Source organism: Enterobacter cloacae complex sp. IR5450 (assembly GCF_049238665.1).
Lineage (GTDB): Bacteria > Pseudomonadota > Gammaproteobacteria > Enterobacterales > Enterobacteriaceae > Enterobacter > Enterobacter hormaechei_C.
The window spans coordinates 45,585-60,979 of sequence record NZ_JBMKIC010000002.1 but is presented as its reverse complement, the minus strand read 5'-3'; the positions used below and the strand labels follow the sequence as shown (position 1 = coordinate 60,979).

The window sequence follows — 15,395 nt, the reverse complement described above, 5'->3', positions numbered from 1 at the left end:
CCGATTGCTGTGCTGGCGATAATGGCGAGCGCAATAAACAAACCAAGGCGAATCAGGCTTAAACCGTACATGCATTCCTCCATGAGGTTGAAGGTGGCGCGGGATAAAGAGAATGAACGTATTGCATGCCTGACTATGAGCATAGTCGGTGAATAAATAAATGTTAAATAACCATTATTAGTGGCGTGACATACTCAGGCTATACAAGCGTTACGATAGCGTATCCCCTTTGAATAACATCCTGATATTCCTGTGCTACGTTTAATAGCATCCATTCCTTTTTTCCGTAAAAGGCATTCACGCCTGTACCCATGGGGTTGATGCGATTTCTCCTGATTCACTCACTGTTGTGTTGGTTATAAAAAGGATGCTTGATATGTATAAAACGATTCTGGTGCCGGTGGATGTATACGAAACAGCGTTGTCTGATAAAGCGCTACAGCATGCCCAATTCCTGGCGCAAAGCGCATCGGGTAATGTCCATCTGCTGTACGTTATGCCAAAGTTCTCGGCGGAACTGACCCGCGGTTTTATTGCAGACGCGAGAAAGATGGATGAATATATGATTAATAATGCTAAAGAAAAACTGGCTGCGCTGGTAAAAAAAATCAACCTGCCGGAAGCAAATGTCCATCTGCATGTTCGCAGCGGGAATATACGTGATGAGGTAATCAAACTGGCGGATGAACTTAACGTCGGTGCGATTATTGTGGGATCGCGTAATCCCAATATTCAAACCCATTTATTAGGGTCAGAGGCGGCGAGTATCGTTCGTTATGCGCATGTTCCTGTTTTCGTTATTCGTTAATGACATGAAAGCAAGGTGATTTCTGAAAAGAACCCGAGGAAGGAACGATGATAACAGAAAAGCCTCACCGCCCGTATTATCAACAGACCGTTGATGAAACCCTGACAAATATCCAATCCAGCCTCGACGGACTCAGCAGTACAGAAGCGACCGCCAGGCTGGAAAAATACGGCGAAAACGCCTTACCGCAAAAAACGGGTAAACCCGGCTGGCTGCGCTTTCTGGCCCATTTCAACGATGTCCTTATTTACGTCCTTCTGGCGGCGGCGCTGCTGAAGCTGATAATGGGACACTGGGTGGATATGTTTGTCATTCTTGGGGTGGCTATCATTAACGCCCTGATTGGCCATATTCAGGAGAGCAATGCGGAGAAATCGCTGCAAAGCATTCGTAATATGCTCTCCAGCGAGGCTGTGGTCATCCGGCAGGGCAACCATGAAACTATCCCGACGACAGCGCTGGTGCCCGGAGATATCGTCGTGATACGCGCCGGGGATCGCATTCCTGCCGATCTTCGCGTGATAGAGGCGCACAACCTGCGGGTGGAAGAAGCTATTCTCACCGGCGAATCCACGGTAGTGGAGAAAAGCAGCGATGTGCTCAGCGGCGAACTCCCGTTAGGTGACCGTTACAATCTGCTGTATTCGGGCACCACCGTCAGCTCCGGCGGGGGAAAAGGGCTGGTGGTGGCAACCGGTGGGGAGACCGAACTCGGCCATATCAACCAGATGATGTCAGACATTGAAAAACACCGTACCCCGTTGATGGTGCAAATGGACAAGCTCGGCAAGACCATTTTTATCACCATTCTGGTGATGATGCTGGCGCTGTTCGTTTTCAGCCTCATCTTCCGCGATATGCCCGTTTCAGAGCTGGTGCTGTCGCTGATTAGCCTTGCGGTGGCGGCGGTGCCGGAAGGATTACCGGCCATTATCTCGATCATCCTCTCGCTGGGCGTGCAGGCGATGGCGCGTCGCAAGGCGATTATTCGCAAGCTGCCTACCGTGGAAACGCTGGGGGCGATGACGGTTATCTGCTCGGATAAAACCGGCACCCTGACCATGAATGAGATGACGGTAAAAGCGGTGATTACCGCGGACACCACCTACCGCGTGGAGGGAGACAGTTACGAGCCGGTGGGCGCTATTCACCCTGTTGACGATCCAACACCGGTCACCGTGACCCAGGGGTCTGTGCTTGAGCGCTATCTGCGCACCGTCGATCTCTGTAAAGACAGCCAGCTGATCAAAGATGAGCAGGGGCTGTGGAAAATCACCGGCGGGCCCACTGAAGGCGCGCTGAAGGTGCTGGCGGCCAAAATCCCGCTTCCGACAATTGACGCCGAATTGCGCAGTAAAATCCCATTCGATTCGCAATATAAATACATGTCCACCCTTTATCACCTGGGCGACGAAGAGGTGATGTTAATCACCGGTGCGCCGGACGTCCTTTTCCGTCTTTGCCAGCACCAGCAGACCCAAAACGGGCTGGAGCCGTTCAACCTGCACTATTGGGAAGAGAAGATTGAAGAGTATGCGCGCGAGGGATTGCGCATGGTGGCTGCGGCCTGGAAACCGGCCGCCAGCGGGCAGCGCGAGCTGACGCATGCGGATCTGCAAGAAGGGGTCATACTGCTCGGCATTGCGGGCATGATGGATCCCCCGCGCCCGGAAGCCATTTCGGCCATTGCCGACTGCTTGCAGGCGGGCATTCGCGTGAAAATGATTACCGGGGATCATCCACAAACGGCGATGAGCATTGGACAGATGCTGGGTATTGGCAACGCGGCGAGCGCCATTACCGGGCGCGAGCTGGAGGCGATGGACGACCACCAGCTGAGCGAGGCGGCGCAAAAATACGATATCTTTGCCCGAACCAGCCCGGAAGATAAATTCCGCCTGGTGCAGGCGCTGCAAAGTAAGCAGGAAGTGGTCGGAATGACCGGGGACGGGGTGAACGATGCGCCTGCGCTGAAGCGGGCGGATGTCGGCATCGCGATGGGGATCAAAGGTACTGAAGTCACCAAAGAAGCCGCCGATATGGTGTTAACGGATGATAACTTTGCCACCATTGCCCGGGCGGTCCATGAAGGGCGTCGGGTCTACGACAACCTGAAAAAGACCATTTTGTTCGTTATCCCGAGCAACATCGCCCAGGCCCTGCTGATCATTATTGCCCTGCTGGCGGGGAACCTGATCCCGTTAACACCGGTACTGATCCTGTGGATGAACATGGCAACCTCGGCAACGCTGTCGTTTGGCCTGGCGTTTGAAGCGGGTGAGAAGGACATCATGAACCGGCCGCCGCGTAAGTCTAACCTGCATGTGATGGACGGATATGCCATCTGGCGAGTGGTGTTTGTCGGACTGATGATTGCCATCAGCGCCTTTGTGCTGGAGGCCTGGCTGCAACCACGCGGTTACTCGCCGGAGTTCATCCGCACCGTGTTGCTGCAAACGCTGGTCACCGCCCAGTGGTTTTACATGCTCAACTGCCGCGTCACCGACGGTTTCTCCCTGAGTAAAGGTCTGCTGGCTAATAAGGGGATATGGATCGTGAGCGGCGTACTTCTGGCCCTTCAGCTTCTGATCATCTATGCGCCGTTCATGCAAATGCTGTTCGGTACCGAAGCGCTACCGTTCCGCTACTGGATCATTACCTGCCTGATTGGGTTTGCGATGTTCATGATTGTTGAAGCAGAAAAAGTCCTTACCCGGAGATGGCGCACGACGAAAAGATGACTGAATGAGCAGGCTAAGCCTGCCCACCGGCAGGCTTTCTCTTTGACTGAGTACAGAACACTATGATTCGATTTGCCTCGTTCGTTTTTACGCTTGGTATTCTGGTTCCCGCTGCATCTGCTGTAACCTACCCCCTCCCTCCCGAGGGCAGCCGCCTGGTGGGGGCGCCGATCACCATCACCGTGCCTGAGGGCAATACTCTGCCGCTCGAAGCGTTTGCAGCGCAGCACGGACAGGGGTTGAGCAATATGCTGGAAGCCAACCCGGGGGTGGATCCGTTTTTACCGCGAGCCGGAACACAGCTTGCGGTGCCGCAGCAGCTTATTCTGCCGCCAACGGTGCGCGAGGGAATTGTGGTGAACGTCGCGGAAATGCGACTTTACTATTATCCACCCGGCAGCAACACGGTTGAGGTGCTGCCTATTGGCATCGGTCAGGCCGGGCGCGAAACGCCGCGTAACTGGGTAACCGCCGTTGAGCGCAAACAGGAAGGCCCAACCTGGTCACCCACGCCAAATACGCGACGCGCTTACGCGAAGGAAGGGAAAACGTTGCCCGCGTTCGTTCCCGCCGGGCCGGATAACCCGATGGGGCTGTATGCCCTTTATATCGGCAGGCTGTACGCGATCCACGGTACCAACTCAAATTTCGGCATTGGTCTGCGCGTCAGCCAGGGCTGCATTCGCCTGCGTAATAACGATATCAAATACCTGTTCGATAACGTTTCGGTGGGGACGCGGGTACAGCTTATCGATCAGCCCGTAAAAGTGACCACGGAGCCGGACGGTAGCCGTTGGGTAGAGGTTCACGAGCCGCTTTCACGCAATCGCGCGGAATTTGAATCGACAAATAAGGTGCCGCTGCCCATTTCAGCCGCACAAAGGACGCAGCTGATAAGTGAAGGGGCGGGCGCTGAACTGGAACGGCGGTCGGGGATGCCGGTGAAGCTTGCTATGACTGGTAGCGCTTCGCTTGCCGGGCCTTGAGTACCGTAGGTCGGGTAAGCGGAGCGCCACCCGACAAACTTACCGAACGCAGAAAAGCAAAAAGCCTGCTTTAAAAGCAGGCTTTTCAAATTTGGCTCCTCTGACTGGACTCGAACCAGTGACATACGGATTAACAGTCCGCCGTTCTACCGACTGAACTACAGAGGAATCGTGTGAACGGGGCGCATATTATCGACCTCCGTACGCCTTGTCAAAGGATGGATCGCCCACTTCAGACTGTTTGCTGACAAAACCAGCAAAGTGACGTTTTTGCCAACGGAATGCACCATTATTGTGCAGATATACCCCGAATGGGGCAGATCGGAAACCGTTGTCCCCGTCTCAAAAAAGGCATCAGTGATTGGCTTTCCTTATTTTCAGCCGCTTAGCAGAGACATACACCCGCTGCAAAAAACTGGCATCCATATTGCAAAACCTGTTTAACAACACAGCCGTTACCGGCACGCTATTTTCGAACAGGGGGCAACATGAACTTAAGACGACTGAAATACTTCGTAAAAATCGTCGATATCGGCAGCCTGACCCAGGCGGCTGAAGTGCTGCATATCGCGCAGCCTGCGCTGAGCCAGCAGGTCGCGACTCTGGAAGGCGAAATGGACCAGCAACTGTTGATCCGCACCAAGCGCGGCGTAACGCCTACCGAAGCGGGAAAAATTTTATATACCCATGCCCGCACGATCCTGCGTCAGTGTGAACAGGCGCAGCTGGCCGTGCACAATGTGGGTCAGACCCTGAGTGGCCATGTCTCCATCGGGCTGGCGCCGGGAACGGCCGCATCGTCGGTAACCATGCCGCTGCTTCAGGCGGTGCGCGCAGAGCTACCGGAAGTGCTGGTTTATCTGCATGAGAACAGTGGTTCCGTGCTCAATGACAAACTGCTCAACGGTCAGCTGGATATGGCGGTGCTGTACGATCGCTCCCCGGTTGCCGGGATTACCAGCCAGCCGCTGCTGAAGGAAGATCTTTATCTGGTCGGTACCCGTGATTGCCCTGGCCAGAGCATTGATTTAACCGCTGTGGCAGAGATGAACCTGTTTCTGCCGCGCGACTACAGTGCCGTGCGCGTGCGCGTTGACGAAGCCTTCTCGCTGCGCCGTCTGACGGCGAAGATCATCGGCGAGATTGACTCCATCTCCACGCTGACTGCCGCCATTGCCAGCGGCATGGGTGTAACGGTTCTGCCCGAGTCTGCCGCACGTTCACTGTGCAGCGCGGCAAACGGCTGGATGGCCCGTATCACCACGCCATCCATGAGCTTACCGCTGTCGTTAAATATGTCCGCGCGCGGCTCCCTGTCACCGCAGGCGCAGGCGGTGAAAGAGATCCTGATGTCTCTGGTCAGTAAGCCGTCGCTGGAAAATCGCGAGCTGCAACTGGTCAGCTGATATTCCAAATAAGCATAAGATGCTGGTTTTTATTATTTGTTCTCCAGCCCGGCTGACTCTAACAATAGCCTTATGTCAGATGCGCCGGAGTGAATTGTGAATTTCCAGCAACTTAAAATTATTCGTGAGGCGGCCAGGCGGGATTACAACCTGACCGAAGTCGCCAATATGCTTTACACCTCTCAGTCGGGCGTCAGCCGGCATATCCGCGAGCTGGAGGAGGAGTTAGGCATTGAGATTTTTATCCGTCGCGGCAAGCGCCTGCTGGGTATGACCGAGCCAGGCAAGGCATTGCTGACCATCGCTGAGCGCATTCTCAACGAGGCCAGCAACGTTCGCCGGCTGGCGGATCTCTTTACCAACGACGCTTCCGGTGTGCTGACTATCGCCACCACCCATACACAGGCGCGCTACAGTCTTCCGACGGTTATCAAAGCATTTCGTGAGATCTTCCCGGACGTACGTCTCGAACTGATCCAGGGCACGCCGCAGGAAATCGAAGTGCTGCTGCATAACGGCGGGGCCGATATCGGTATCGCCAGTGAACGGCTGAGCAACGACCCGCTGCTGGTGGCGTTCCCGTGGTTCCGCTGGCACCACAGCCTGCTGTTACCCGCCGATCACCCGCTGAATCAGGTTTCGCCGTTGACGCTGGAAGAGATCGTCAAATGGCCGCTGATTACCTACCGGCAGGGCATTACCGGGCGCTCGCGCATTGATGAAGCGTTCAAGCGTAAAGGGCTCACGCCGGACGTGGTGCTGAGCGCGCAGGATTCCGACGTGATCAAAACCTACGTCGAGTTAGGGCTGGGGATTGGCCTGGTGGCCGAGCAGTCTGGCGGAGAATATGAGGCCGGAAATCTGGTGCGTCTGGATACGCGTCACCTGTTCGATGCGAATACCGTCTGGCTGGGGCTAAAGCGCGGGCAGCTTCAGCGTAACTACGTGTGGCGTTTTATTGAGCTATGCAACGCGGGGCTGTCGGTGGATGAGATCAAACGCCAGGTGATGGAGCCGGAAGAGGTGGCGATTGATTATCAGATTTAGTCGCTAATCAGTAGGCCGGGTAAGGCGCAGCCGCCACCCGGCAAACTTACCGAACCCACAAAAGCAAAAAGCCTGCTTTAAAAGCAGGCTTTTCAAATTTGGCTCCTCTGACTGGACTCGAACCAGTGACATACGGATTAACAGTCCGCCGTTCTACCGACTGAACTACAGAGGAATCGTGTGAACGAGGCGCATATTATCGACCTGCGTGCGCCTTGTCAAAGGGGAAAACACCGTTTTTGTTCGTTTGTCGACAATTTCAGCAAACCGATGATTTAATAGCAAATTTGCTTTCAAATTGCACAGCAAATCGCGCCGCCCGCAGACAGACGGCGCGCAGGATCAGAACAGAACGGAGTAGTTCAGACCAAACGTACGTCCACGGCCTTTATAAGTATAAAGACCCGGTGCGCCGTAGGTTGGGCTATACAGCCCCGGTGCGCGCTGGCCCCAGGCGGTGGTGTAGTCTTTGTCCAGCAGGTTCTCCACGCTGAAGCTGACTTTGCCCACCGGCAGGGCGTAGCTACCCAGGAAATCAACGGTGTTATAGCCATCAATCTTCTTACCGTCGGCGTCAGACACGTCAAAGGTTTGTGTGCTCTGCACGCGTAGCGTCCAGTCGCCCGGCGCCCAGTTGACCCATGCGCTGGCTTTAGACGGGCTGGCGCTGTCGACCGTCAGCTTCTCCCATTTCCCGTTTTCACGCGTTTCGGACTTGATGGCGTTAAAGTTCGCCCCGGTGCTCCAGTCGCTGTCGGTGAAGAAATAGTCCACCTGGCCTTCAACCCCATAGATACGACGTTTGTCGTCCTCCAGGTTGATGGTCATGTCGCTCTTGTTGATGGTGATGGTTTTATCCGAGAGCGAGTAGTATGCCGCCACCTGAGTACGCAGGTTATCGCCGGTGAAGCGCCAGCCGAGCTCGTAAGCATTGACCTTAATCCCGTCCAGCGTTGAGTCGTTCACATTGACGCTATTTTGCAGACGATAGTGACCATCGACCAGCTGATAGGTGCCGGAGCCGTAGTACTTCGCCAGGTCCGGGATCTCGAAGCCCTGGGAGAAGTTAAACCACAGCTGTTGCTGTTCGGTCAGACGTCCAAGGATCCCGGCGTTAAACAGGAAGTTGTTGTAGTCGGTTTTCCCGCCCGGCACCGCGTCAGCGGAGGTGGCTTTGCCCGTGGCGATTGCCTGCTGCTGGGCGTAACCGACAAAATCGTCCACCTTGTTTTCGGTGTACTGATAACGCACGCCGCCGCTCAGGGTGATGGCGTCAATGTCATAGCTGGCTTGCAGGAACGGCGCGAGGTTGGTAATGCTGTAACCCGGATAACGGCCCACGTTGTAGGCATTGTCCAGCTCCATGCCGCCGCTCGCCGCCGCTTTGCTTAAGTCGAAGAACTGCTGGTTGGCATCGAACGTTTCATGGTCGGCATCCACGCCCCAGGTGAGGGTCAGGTCGTCCATCGGCTTGCTGTTCAGCGTCAGCTTGCCGCCGTAAAAATCGGTTTTCTGCTGGGACGCGCCAATGCTGGTCACCGCGCCTTTGCTCAGCGTCGGGAACGGGTAGTAGGTCAGGCTCTCGTCACGGTAGTAAATCTGCGCAACCAGATCCTGACCCCAGAAATCGGTGTTCGAGTATTGCAGGTTGATCAGGTGACGCTCTGTGCCCGGGATACGGTCAGAGTTCAGGTTGTCTTTGTTATAGGCTTTGGCATCGCCCGTGACCGCAGCGAAATTCTCCCCAAGGAACAGGCCGTGCTTGCCGTCAGATTCGCTCTTGTAGTACTGCGTGGTTAACTGGAGCTGCTGATGATCGTCGATGTTGATGGTGCCTGTCCCCATCACGTCGATACGGTCGGAATACTGCAAGCCGGTCTGGGTGTTATCGATAATCACCTCGTCGCCGTTGCCGTCATACCAGCCGCCGTAGCGCTGATAGGAGACCGACAGACGGCCAGAGGCGTTGTCATTGCCGCCGCTCACGGCTGCGGAGACGTTCTCATCATGGTCGTTATGGCTGTTAAACCCGCTTTTTGCCCCGGTCTGGAACTCCACTTCGGTCTCCGGCTGGCCTTTTTTGGTGACGATGTTCACCAGCCCGCCGGTACTGCCGCCGCCGTACAGCGAGGTGGCGCCGGAGATCACTTCGATGCGGTCAATGTTGAACGGATCGATAGAGTCGAGCTGGCGGCTGTCGCTGCGGGACGAGTTCAGACGTACGCCGTCCACCATCACCATCATGGAGCGACCGCGCAGGTTCATGCCGTAATTGGTACGTCCCTGGCTGCTGACGTCCATGCCGGGGATCAGCTGGGCCAGAACGTCTTTAATCTCTTTCCCGCCCTGAACCTGCTGCTCAATTTCCGCCCGCTCAATAACCCAGGTGGTTTGCGCCATCTCTGCCACGCTGCGATGTGCCCGGCTGGCGGAGACCACAATATCTTCTTCCTTTTGTTCTTCCGCCCACGCAGAGGTAGAAAGCATGGCAAGCAAGCACGGATTTAAAACCCAAAGATGAGAACGTTTCATTGTTATGTTGATCCTGAATGTGTGTGTCAGTACTCGGTGGTCTTTATTAATGATTTAAAAACCTGGCTGCTCTCCGGGCTGGTGGTGCTCCGCCAGTGGATCACGCCGGGGGTGGTTGCCAGCTCAAACGGCTCGTCATCGTGAGCGCGATTCAAAATTCGCGCCGCGCGCCAGGCCATCAGGCTGAGCTGGGGTTCGGCAATACCGAGACGGTGCATCCCGGCATTCACGGCAAACAGGCGGTTGCTCTGCGGGCCGTCCCATTCAAGGGTAAAATCGTTGTTGATGCAGAAGGCTTCATCCTCATCCAGACGCAGTCGGGAAGAGAGCGGGGCGAGAAAAGCAGGCTGCACGGCGCGGTAGCCGGTGGCGAAAATCACCACGTCGCTTTCAAGCTGTTCGCGCCCGCCGTCCAGGTGATGCTGGATGCTGAGGCGAGGTCCGGTTTCCTGGCGCGTCAGCGCCGTCACCGAGCGGGACGGCATCAGGTGCGCCCAGGGTTTTTCACGCAGCACTTCGAAACGGTGGTACATGGCGCGGTAAATCGCCAGCAGGGACTCGGTGGTGATCCCGTCGGAGGTCATTTTCTACTCCTGCAACATCTGACGTCGGGCGTCGTCACCGAGGGTCGAGAAGCTGTCCACATACTCTGGCGTGAAATACTCGTTAGCAAACGCGGCTTCATCCAGCGCGTTGTAGTTGTTGCGGCGCGACACCCAGTTGAGGCTCAGCGGCTGGCCCCATTCCCCACGGAAGATATTCAGGAACAGATCCGCACCGCTCTGGCCGCCGCCGACGACGGTGACGCGCTTGCCCGCTAAATCCGGCGTGCGCAGCATCATTTCGCTGGCGTGGAAGCAGGTATCGTCCTGCGCGGTGACGCAGTCTGGCAGATTGATCTGCTTCCCAATCCCCACGCAGACGTGCCGCGCCAGGAAGCGATCCCGCTGGGTCACGATCTCAAACAGGCCGTTTTGCTCATCAAAGCTGACCTGCTGTACCTGCTGGCTGAAGGCCAGGTTGGTGAGGTTATCCGCCGCCCAGCACAGGTAGTCGGCAAACTCCTCGCGCGACACGGTGCGCTGCTCGGTGGTGAGGAAACGGTAGAACTTTTTGCGCTGTACCAGGTAGTTCAGGAAGCTGTGGCGGTTGGTTGGCTCTACGGCGCTGACCAGATCCTTCAGGAAGCTGGTCTGCATATGGCAGTCCGGCACCATCATCCCCGGGTGCCATGAGAAGTGCGGCTTGCGTTCAAGAAACAGCGAGCTAAAACCGTCCAGCCCCTCCGCCAGCGCGGCAATACTGAGGTTGAACGGACCGATACCAATGCCGATGAAATCATAGGTTTTCATTGCGCTGACTCCCGGGAGACCAGAAAAAGAGGGTTATCAAGATCGCAGACGTAGTTCGGCAGCATGCGGCTGCCGCCGTCGTGTTCAGAGAAGGTCAGTTTGACCGGGTTGAGGATCACGCGAATAATCTGCGGCTTAAACAGGTCGAACTTCGCGAAGCGCGCCGCAAGATCCGGATGGGCGGCCATATAACGATGTAACACCAGCGCCAGGATCTGATAGAAGCGGGTTTCATTCACGCCGCATTGCAGGGTGAGGCGGGATATAAAGCGCAGCACCGTGACAAAGTTGCCGGTTTGCAGGTCGTGGATGATGTAATCCGCGCTGAGGCGCGCCGTCACCGCTTTTACCTGCTCCGGCAGGCTCTGCGCCTGCGGGAAATCTTCATCCACCAGGCGCATATCGCCCTGGAAATCCTTCAGCAAAATGCGCTGCGGAACGTAATCTTTCATCACCAGCGTGACGTTCTGGCCGTGGGCGATGAGCGCCACCCCGTAGCGACAGAGCAGGTGATAGAAGGGGATCACCGTCGCCTCAAACAGCTTTTCCAGCCATGCGTCAGCGGTTAACCCCGAGCGTTTGATCCATGCGTCAATCAGCGGGCGCCCCTGATTATCGGTTTCCATCAGCGCCGCCATCAGCACCGCCTGTTCACCATCCTGTAAATAGCAGGATGGGTTCTCGCGCCAGATCACCCCCAGCATCTCCTGATAGCGGTACGGCGCCTCAGGCAATGCGGCATAACCCGGATGCGACAGATATCCGGCAGCGGGTTCGCCAAGCACCTGCGCCCCGGAGCGAATCAGCGTGGCATCGCTGGCAAACTGCTGCTGTAGCCAACGCGAGGCCAGCGGACCGGCGGCAATATACTTGCCCGGAATACCGCGATAGCAGGAGGTGTTGTAGATGGTCAGCGGCAGCTTGATGTCATACGGCGCGCGACGGCTGGCGTTGGTCAGCGTGCGCAGGGACTGCTGCGCCAGATACTCATCGCCGAACTCACCCAGCTCCACCATTTCACCGCGTGCGAGCTGCGCCAGGAAATGAATGGCAATTTTTTGCTGCCACTGCCACGGGTGCAGCGGCACCGGCAGCCAGCTATCATCCAGATCCAGCTCCTGCCAGCGGGCGTCGAACCGCTCGCGCTCGGCATCGTCCATGGCGCTGGAGAGCAGGGCGTTAATATCGCAATCGGCGTCGCTGCTCCAGACCAGACGATCGCGCTGCACGGCGACCCAGTGCAGGCGAAAACGCCCGCGATATTCCGGCGCGTACAGGCGCAGGGCATCCAGCCCCCAGCCGCGGCGTCCCTTATTGAAAATAAACTTCGGGTGACCGCGCATCAGGCACTGTAGCTCGTCCGGGTCAAGGTGGATCAGCGCATCGGCATCCAGCGTTTCACGCGCCTGCAACAGCTGCATGTCGCCCCGCAGCGTGGCGTAGAGATCTTCCATGTGCTCCGCCGTTTGCGCGTCGCTCATCTCCAGTACGGTGGCCAGTTGCAGCAGCGCGTTTTCCGCTTCGACCGCCGCGCCGCTGGTGGTGGTCAGGGTATCAGGGTCAATATGCAGCCAGCCCCAGATCCCACGCGTGGCGCGAAACTGCCAGGTCGCGTTGCCCATACTGATGCGCCAGTAGTCCGCCGAAACCGGCTCGGCGCGCAGGGTGCGTTCATATTCCAGTTCGGCGAGGATCTTCGCCACCATCTCGCGGTTCACTTTCTGCCAGAGCGCGTTCACAGTTCCACCTCGTGGAAGAAGCGATGACGCTCGCTCATGATGAGGCGGGAGCGTTTGTGCGGGAAGTCGAACTCTTTCACCGTGTCGAAACCGGCGGACGCCAGATGGCGGAACAGACGCTGGTTGTCGAAGCGCGGTTCCGCCACAATGCGCGCCGTGCGCGGTTCATCGAGATACAGATAGTGGCTCAGGCCGCGCAGCCAGCTGCGGATATACTGCGCTCCGCGCCAGTTCTCTTCGCCCACCAGCATATGCAGCCCGCGGTCAAAGGGCTGCCAGCGATAGTGGCGGCCAATGCGGTCTTCCGCCGCCCAGTAGAGTTCAAAATAGCCGAATGGCTGATCGTCAAAGCAGCCGATCACCGGGTAACAATAGGTCGAGTCGAGCTGACGGCGCAGGTAGTTTTCCTGCTCGGCCTGCGTGCCCGCCATCTCCCAGAAAGCGTTCACGCGTGGGGTGTTCATCCAGCGGGTAAAACGCTCGCCGTCCAGCGCCACGTCCGCCACGCGGAAGCTCAGGGTGCGCTTAATCTGCGGATCGTAACGGCGATACACCTCGCCCTGCGGGCGGTGAGGGCGCAGCGGGAAGTACAGCTGACGGCTTTCATCAAACTGCATTCCGCCGCTCGCCTGCGGGCGTTCGCCTTTCAGCCACAGCGGCTGCTGCCAGAAAATTTCACGCGCCAGATAATCTCCGTGAACGAGGCTAAACAGCGCCTGCGCCTGAGGTTCATCCTGCCAGGCTGCCCACGGCAGGGTAATGCCGGTCAGGGCGGGCGCGGCAACAAACAGCTGGTCGAGGGCGTCCACCAGCCAGCCGTCCGGGAGCCCGGTCAGCCGCTCCAGCACCGCGCTGCCGTCGAGACCCAGCGTCAGCGGCAGGTTTTGTTCCGTGACCGTGCAGCGAAAGCCGTAGCCGGAATGGACGATATTCGCGTTTGCCATCACGCCTTCTCCTTATAAAACGGGTTGCTAAAGTCGAAATAGATCACCGCCGGATCGACGATGGTGTTTTCGTTGCGATCGTGCAGGTAGCAGAAGAAGTTGCCTTTACAGTTCCAGGTCGGGCTGTCGAGCACATAATCAAGGCAGCGGGTCTGCTTCGCCGTCGTGCGCAGTTCGGCCAGCGCGTCACGCACGCGGGACATCAGGTTCTCTTCGCTGTCGAAACCGGCAGCGGCGAGCGCGGCGGTGACGGCAAGGGTAGAGTTCAGCAGCAGGTAATAAGGGAAGTAGCGCAGCAGCTGGCTCTCACCGAAGCGGTTTTCAACTTCGGTTTCACCTGCCTCATTCAGCCACGCGTCGGCCCCTTCGGTCCAGGCGCTGCCCTGGCAGTCACGGTAGATCAGCCCAACGGGGAAATCCTGCTGCATCTCAACGAGGATATTTTGCTGGTGCGCCAGCAGGACCAGACCGTAGTCCGCCTCGGCGCTGAACAGCGGAAGCAATACGCGGTCGCAGTAGGCATCCAGCCAGCAGCGCGCGGCCTGGGCGAGGGGTAAGTCCAGACGCTGGCTCAGACGACGCACCGCCGCGGCGAGCAGGCTGTCGCCGCCGTCCGGCGCGGCCTGGGTCAGGCTCACCAGCACGTTGGTTTGCGTTTCAGGGGTATCGAACAGCAGATTGACGCGCAGGGCCATCAGGCTCTCTTCCTGAATGACGCCGTGCTCATCGCGCAGCCCCGCCCAGCCGTCTTCCTGCATCACACGCATGGTCGGGTAGCGCGCCTGAAGTTCCTGCCAGCGTGCCGTTTTCGCCAGCCGCGCCAGGCGCATGCCGCGCTTAACCTCTTTCACCGACAGCGTGCGCACGGAGTTGGTCAGGCGCACGCTCAGGGAGAATTTAATCATGTCGCTGTTGGTTTCACTGTACAGCGAGCGGGAAGAGCTGGTGGGTAGCCATGGCGCACCGGCTTCGCCCAGATCGCGCAGGGCGCCTTTTTCTACCAGACGCTGGCACCAGTCCTGCTCCAGCAGATAGTCGGCCTGCCACGGGTGCATCGGCAGCAGCCAGGAGGTGTCGGTGAAGTGACCGAGAAGAGCCGGCGCGCTCTGCGCTGCAAAGCGCAGCAGACGTTCCCGCAGGGAGACATTCAGGCTGTCGCCGGTAATCAGCTCATGCTCAACCGCAAACCAGCGCAGCGGGAAGCGGGAGGCGAAATCCGGCAGATAGCGACGCGCCTCGGCCTCGTTAAACGGCTCGTGCGACTTTGGGGCAGGATGAAAAGCATGGCCGACCAGCAGCGCCTGTTCCGCTTCGGCAAAGGTCAGCGGCTTATCGCGCAGGTTTGCCCAGTTGTGGCGTAAATCAATGGCCTGCCAGGTGTGTGTATGGCTTTCCAGGACGCGCTGCTTAAAGCGAGCCAGCGTATCGGCATCCAGAGCGCCTTTAACCGTCTCTTTTTCAATAATTAAATCAATCAGTTGATGGAATGTGACCGTGTCACCGCCGTCGCTGTCGGCCTGAATCAGCGTTGCCGGGAAACGATACTGGTGATGCTGTGTGGGGGAGAAATAGCGTACCGGAACCCGAATGGCCTGGGTTGGGGAGAGCGGGATATGAATCAGTGATAACTCATCCGCACGGGTTGCGGGAAGATAGTGCCAGTCCTTCGTTTCGCGCAGCAGCGCGTTCAAAAAACACTGGGCCGCAACATCTGTACCGGCGGAGCGGGGCAGAGTACGCATAGTTGTACCTCATTCCATGACTGATAATAATTCTCGTTATGATATTCATTCTGTTTACAGTGGCAACTATTTTTGCAATATTTGTTTTCATAAACTTC

At 57.3% G+C, this 15,395-nt stretch carries 9 protein-coding genes, 2 tRNA genes and 1 pseudogene; 5 read left to right on the top strand and 7 right to left on the bottom strand.

Annotated features, from left to right (window positions below; all coding sequences use genetic code 11):
- Positions 1 to 376: 376 nt before the first annotated feature.
- The 3 genes from ACOTYB_RS02645 to ldtA all read left to right on the top strand — a co-directional run bounded on the left by ACOTYB_RS02645 (position 377) and on the right by ldtA (position 4,535).
- On the top strand, positions 377 to 808 hold the full coding sequence (locus ACOTYB_RS02645) for a universal stress protein (RefSeq protein ID WP_003859525.1): 432 nt from the start codon (positions 377 to 379) through the stop codon (positions 806 to 808).
- A 47-nt stretch (positions 809 to 855) separates the two neighbouring features.
- The gene (locus ACOTYB_RS02640; protein ID WP_409248747.1) at positions 856 to 3,549 is read left to right on the top strand and encodes a cation-transporting P-type ATPase; all 2,694 of its coding nucleotides are present in this window, start codon (positions 856 to 858) and stop codon (positions 3,547 to 3,549) included.
- Between the two features lie 62 nt (positions 3,550 to 3,611).
- Entirely contained in the window at positions 3,612 to 4,535 is a 924-nt protein-coding gene (gene ldtA / locus ACOTYB_RS02635) for a L,D-transpeptidase (RefSeq protein ID WP_032659287.1), read from the top strand.
- A gap of 92 nt (positions 4,536 to 4,627) precedes the next feature.
- On the opposite strand, the gene ACOTYB_RS02630 is transcribed toward ldtA, so the two are convergent.
- Positions 4,628 to 4,703 (bottom strand) — tRNA-Asn (locus ACOTYB_RS02630).
- 320 nt (positions 4,704 to 5,023) lie between these two features.
- On the opposite strand from ACOTYB_RS02630, the gene nac reads away from it, so the two are divergent.
- Complete coding sequence (nac, locus tag ACOTYB_RS02625) at positions 5,024 to 5,941, top strand: nitrogen assimilation transcriptional regulator NAC (RefSeq protein ID WP_003859531.1); 918 nt, start codon at positions 5,024 to 5,026, stop codon at positions 5,939 to 5,941.
- A 96-nt stretch (positions 5,942 to 6,037) separates the two neighbouring features.
- The gene (gene cbl, locus ACOTYB_RS02620) at positions 6,038 to 6,988 is read left to right on the top strand and encodes an HTH-type transcriptional regulator Cbl (protein WP_003859532.1); all 951 of its coding nucleotides are present in this window, start codon (positions 6,038 to 6,040) and stop codon (positions 6,986 to 6,988) included.
- A gap of 99 nt (positions 6,989 to 7,087) precedes the next feature.
- On the opposite strand, the gene ACOTYB_RS02615 is transcribed toward cbl, so the two are convergent.
- The 6 genes and pseudogenes from ACOTYB_RS02615 to ACOTYB_RS02590 all read right to left on the bottom strand — a co-directional run bounded on the left by ACOTYB_RS02615 (position 7,088) and on the right by ACOTYB_RS02590 (position 15,297).
- Positions 7,088 to 7,163 (bottom strand) — tRNA-Asn (locus ACOTYB_RS02615).
- A gap of 167 nt (positions 7,164 to 7,330) precedes the next feature.
- Entirely contained in the window at positions 7,331 to 9,520 is a 2,190-nt protein-coding gene (locus tag ACOTYB_RS02610) for a TonB-dependent siderophore receptor (RefSeq protein WP_023324924.1), read from the bottom strand.
- A 26-nt stretch (positions 9,521 to 9,546) separates the two neighbouring features.
- Positions 9,547 to 10,872 (bottom strand): annotated as a pseudogene (locus tag ACOTYB_RS02605) (lysine N(6)-hydroxylase/L-ornithine N(5)-oxygenase family protein).
- The gene (gene iucC, locus ACOTYB_RS02600) at positions 10,869 to 12,611 is read right to left on the bottom strand and encodes an aerobactin synthase IucC (protein ID WP_276523955.1); all 1,743 of its coding nucleotides are present in this window, start codon (positions 12,609 to 12,611) and stop codon (positions 10,869 to 10,871) included. The pseudogene ACOTYB_RS02605 and the gene iucC overlap by 4 nt, the downstream one beginning before the upstream one ends.
- Positions 12,608 to 13,555, bottom strand: coding sequence for a GNAT family N-acetyltransferase (locus ACOTYB_RS02595; protein ID WP_421765738.1), 948 nt, complete (start codon positions 13,553 to 13,555; stop codon positions 12,608 to 12,610). Before ACOTYB_RS02595 ends, iucC begins: the two co-directional genes overlap by 4 nt.
- On the bottom strand, positions 13,555 to 15,297 hold the full coding sequence (locus ACOTYB_RS02590; RefSeq protein ID WP_214582487.1) for an IucA/IucC family protein: 1,743 nt from the start codon (positions 15,295 to 15,297) through the stop codon (positions 13,555 to 13,557). The genes ACOTYB_RS02595 and ACOTYB_RS02590 overlap by 1 nt, the downstream gene beginning before the upstream one ends.
- Positions 15,298 to 15,395: the final 98 nt, after the last annotated feature.

Excerpts from the sequence above, each read along its gene's own strand:
- ACOTYB_RS02590 (WP_214582487.1), bottom strand. The coding sequence starts at position 15,297 with ATGCGTACTCTGCCCCGCTCCGCCGGTACAGATGTTGCGGCCCAGTGT.
- ACOTYB_RS02595 (WP_421765738.1), bottom strand. The coding sequence starts at position 13,555 with ATGGCAAACGCGAATATCGTCCATTCCGGCTACGGCTTTCGCTGCACG.
- ldtA (WP_032659287.1), top strand. The coding sequence starts at position 3,612 with ATGATTCGATTTGCCTCGTTCGTTTTTACGCTTGGTATTCTGGTTCCC.
- ACOTYB_RS02640 (WP_409248747.1), top strand. The coding sequence starts at position 856 with ATGATAACAGAAAAGCCTCACCGCCCGTATTATCAACAGACCGTTGAT.
- ACOTYB_RS02645 (WP_003859525.1), top strand. The coding sequence starts at position 377 with ATGTATAAAACGATTCTGGTGCCGGTGGATGTATACGAAACAGCGTTG.
- ACOTYB_RS02610 (WP_023324924.1), bottom strand. The coding sequence starts at position 9,520 with ATGAAACGTTCTCATCTTTGGGTTTTAAATCCGTGCTTGCTTGCCATG.
- nac (WP_003859531.1), top strand. The coding sequence starts at position 5,024 with ATGAACTTAAGACGACTGAAATACTTCGTAAAAATCGTCGATATCGGC.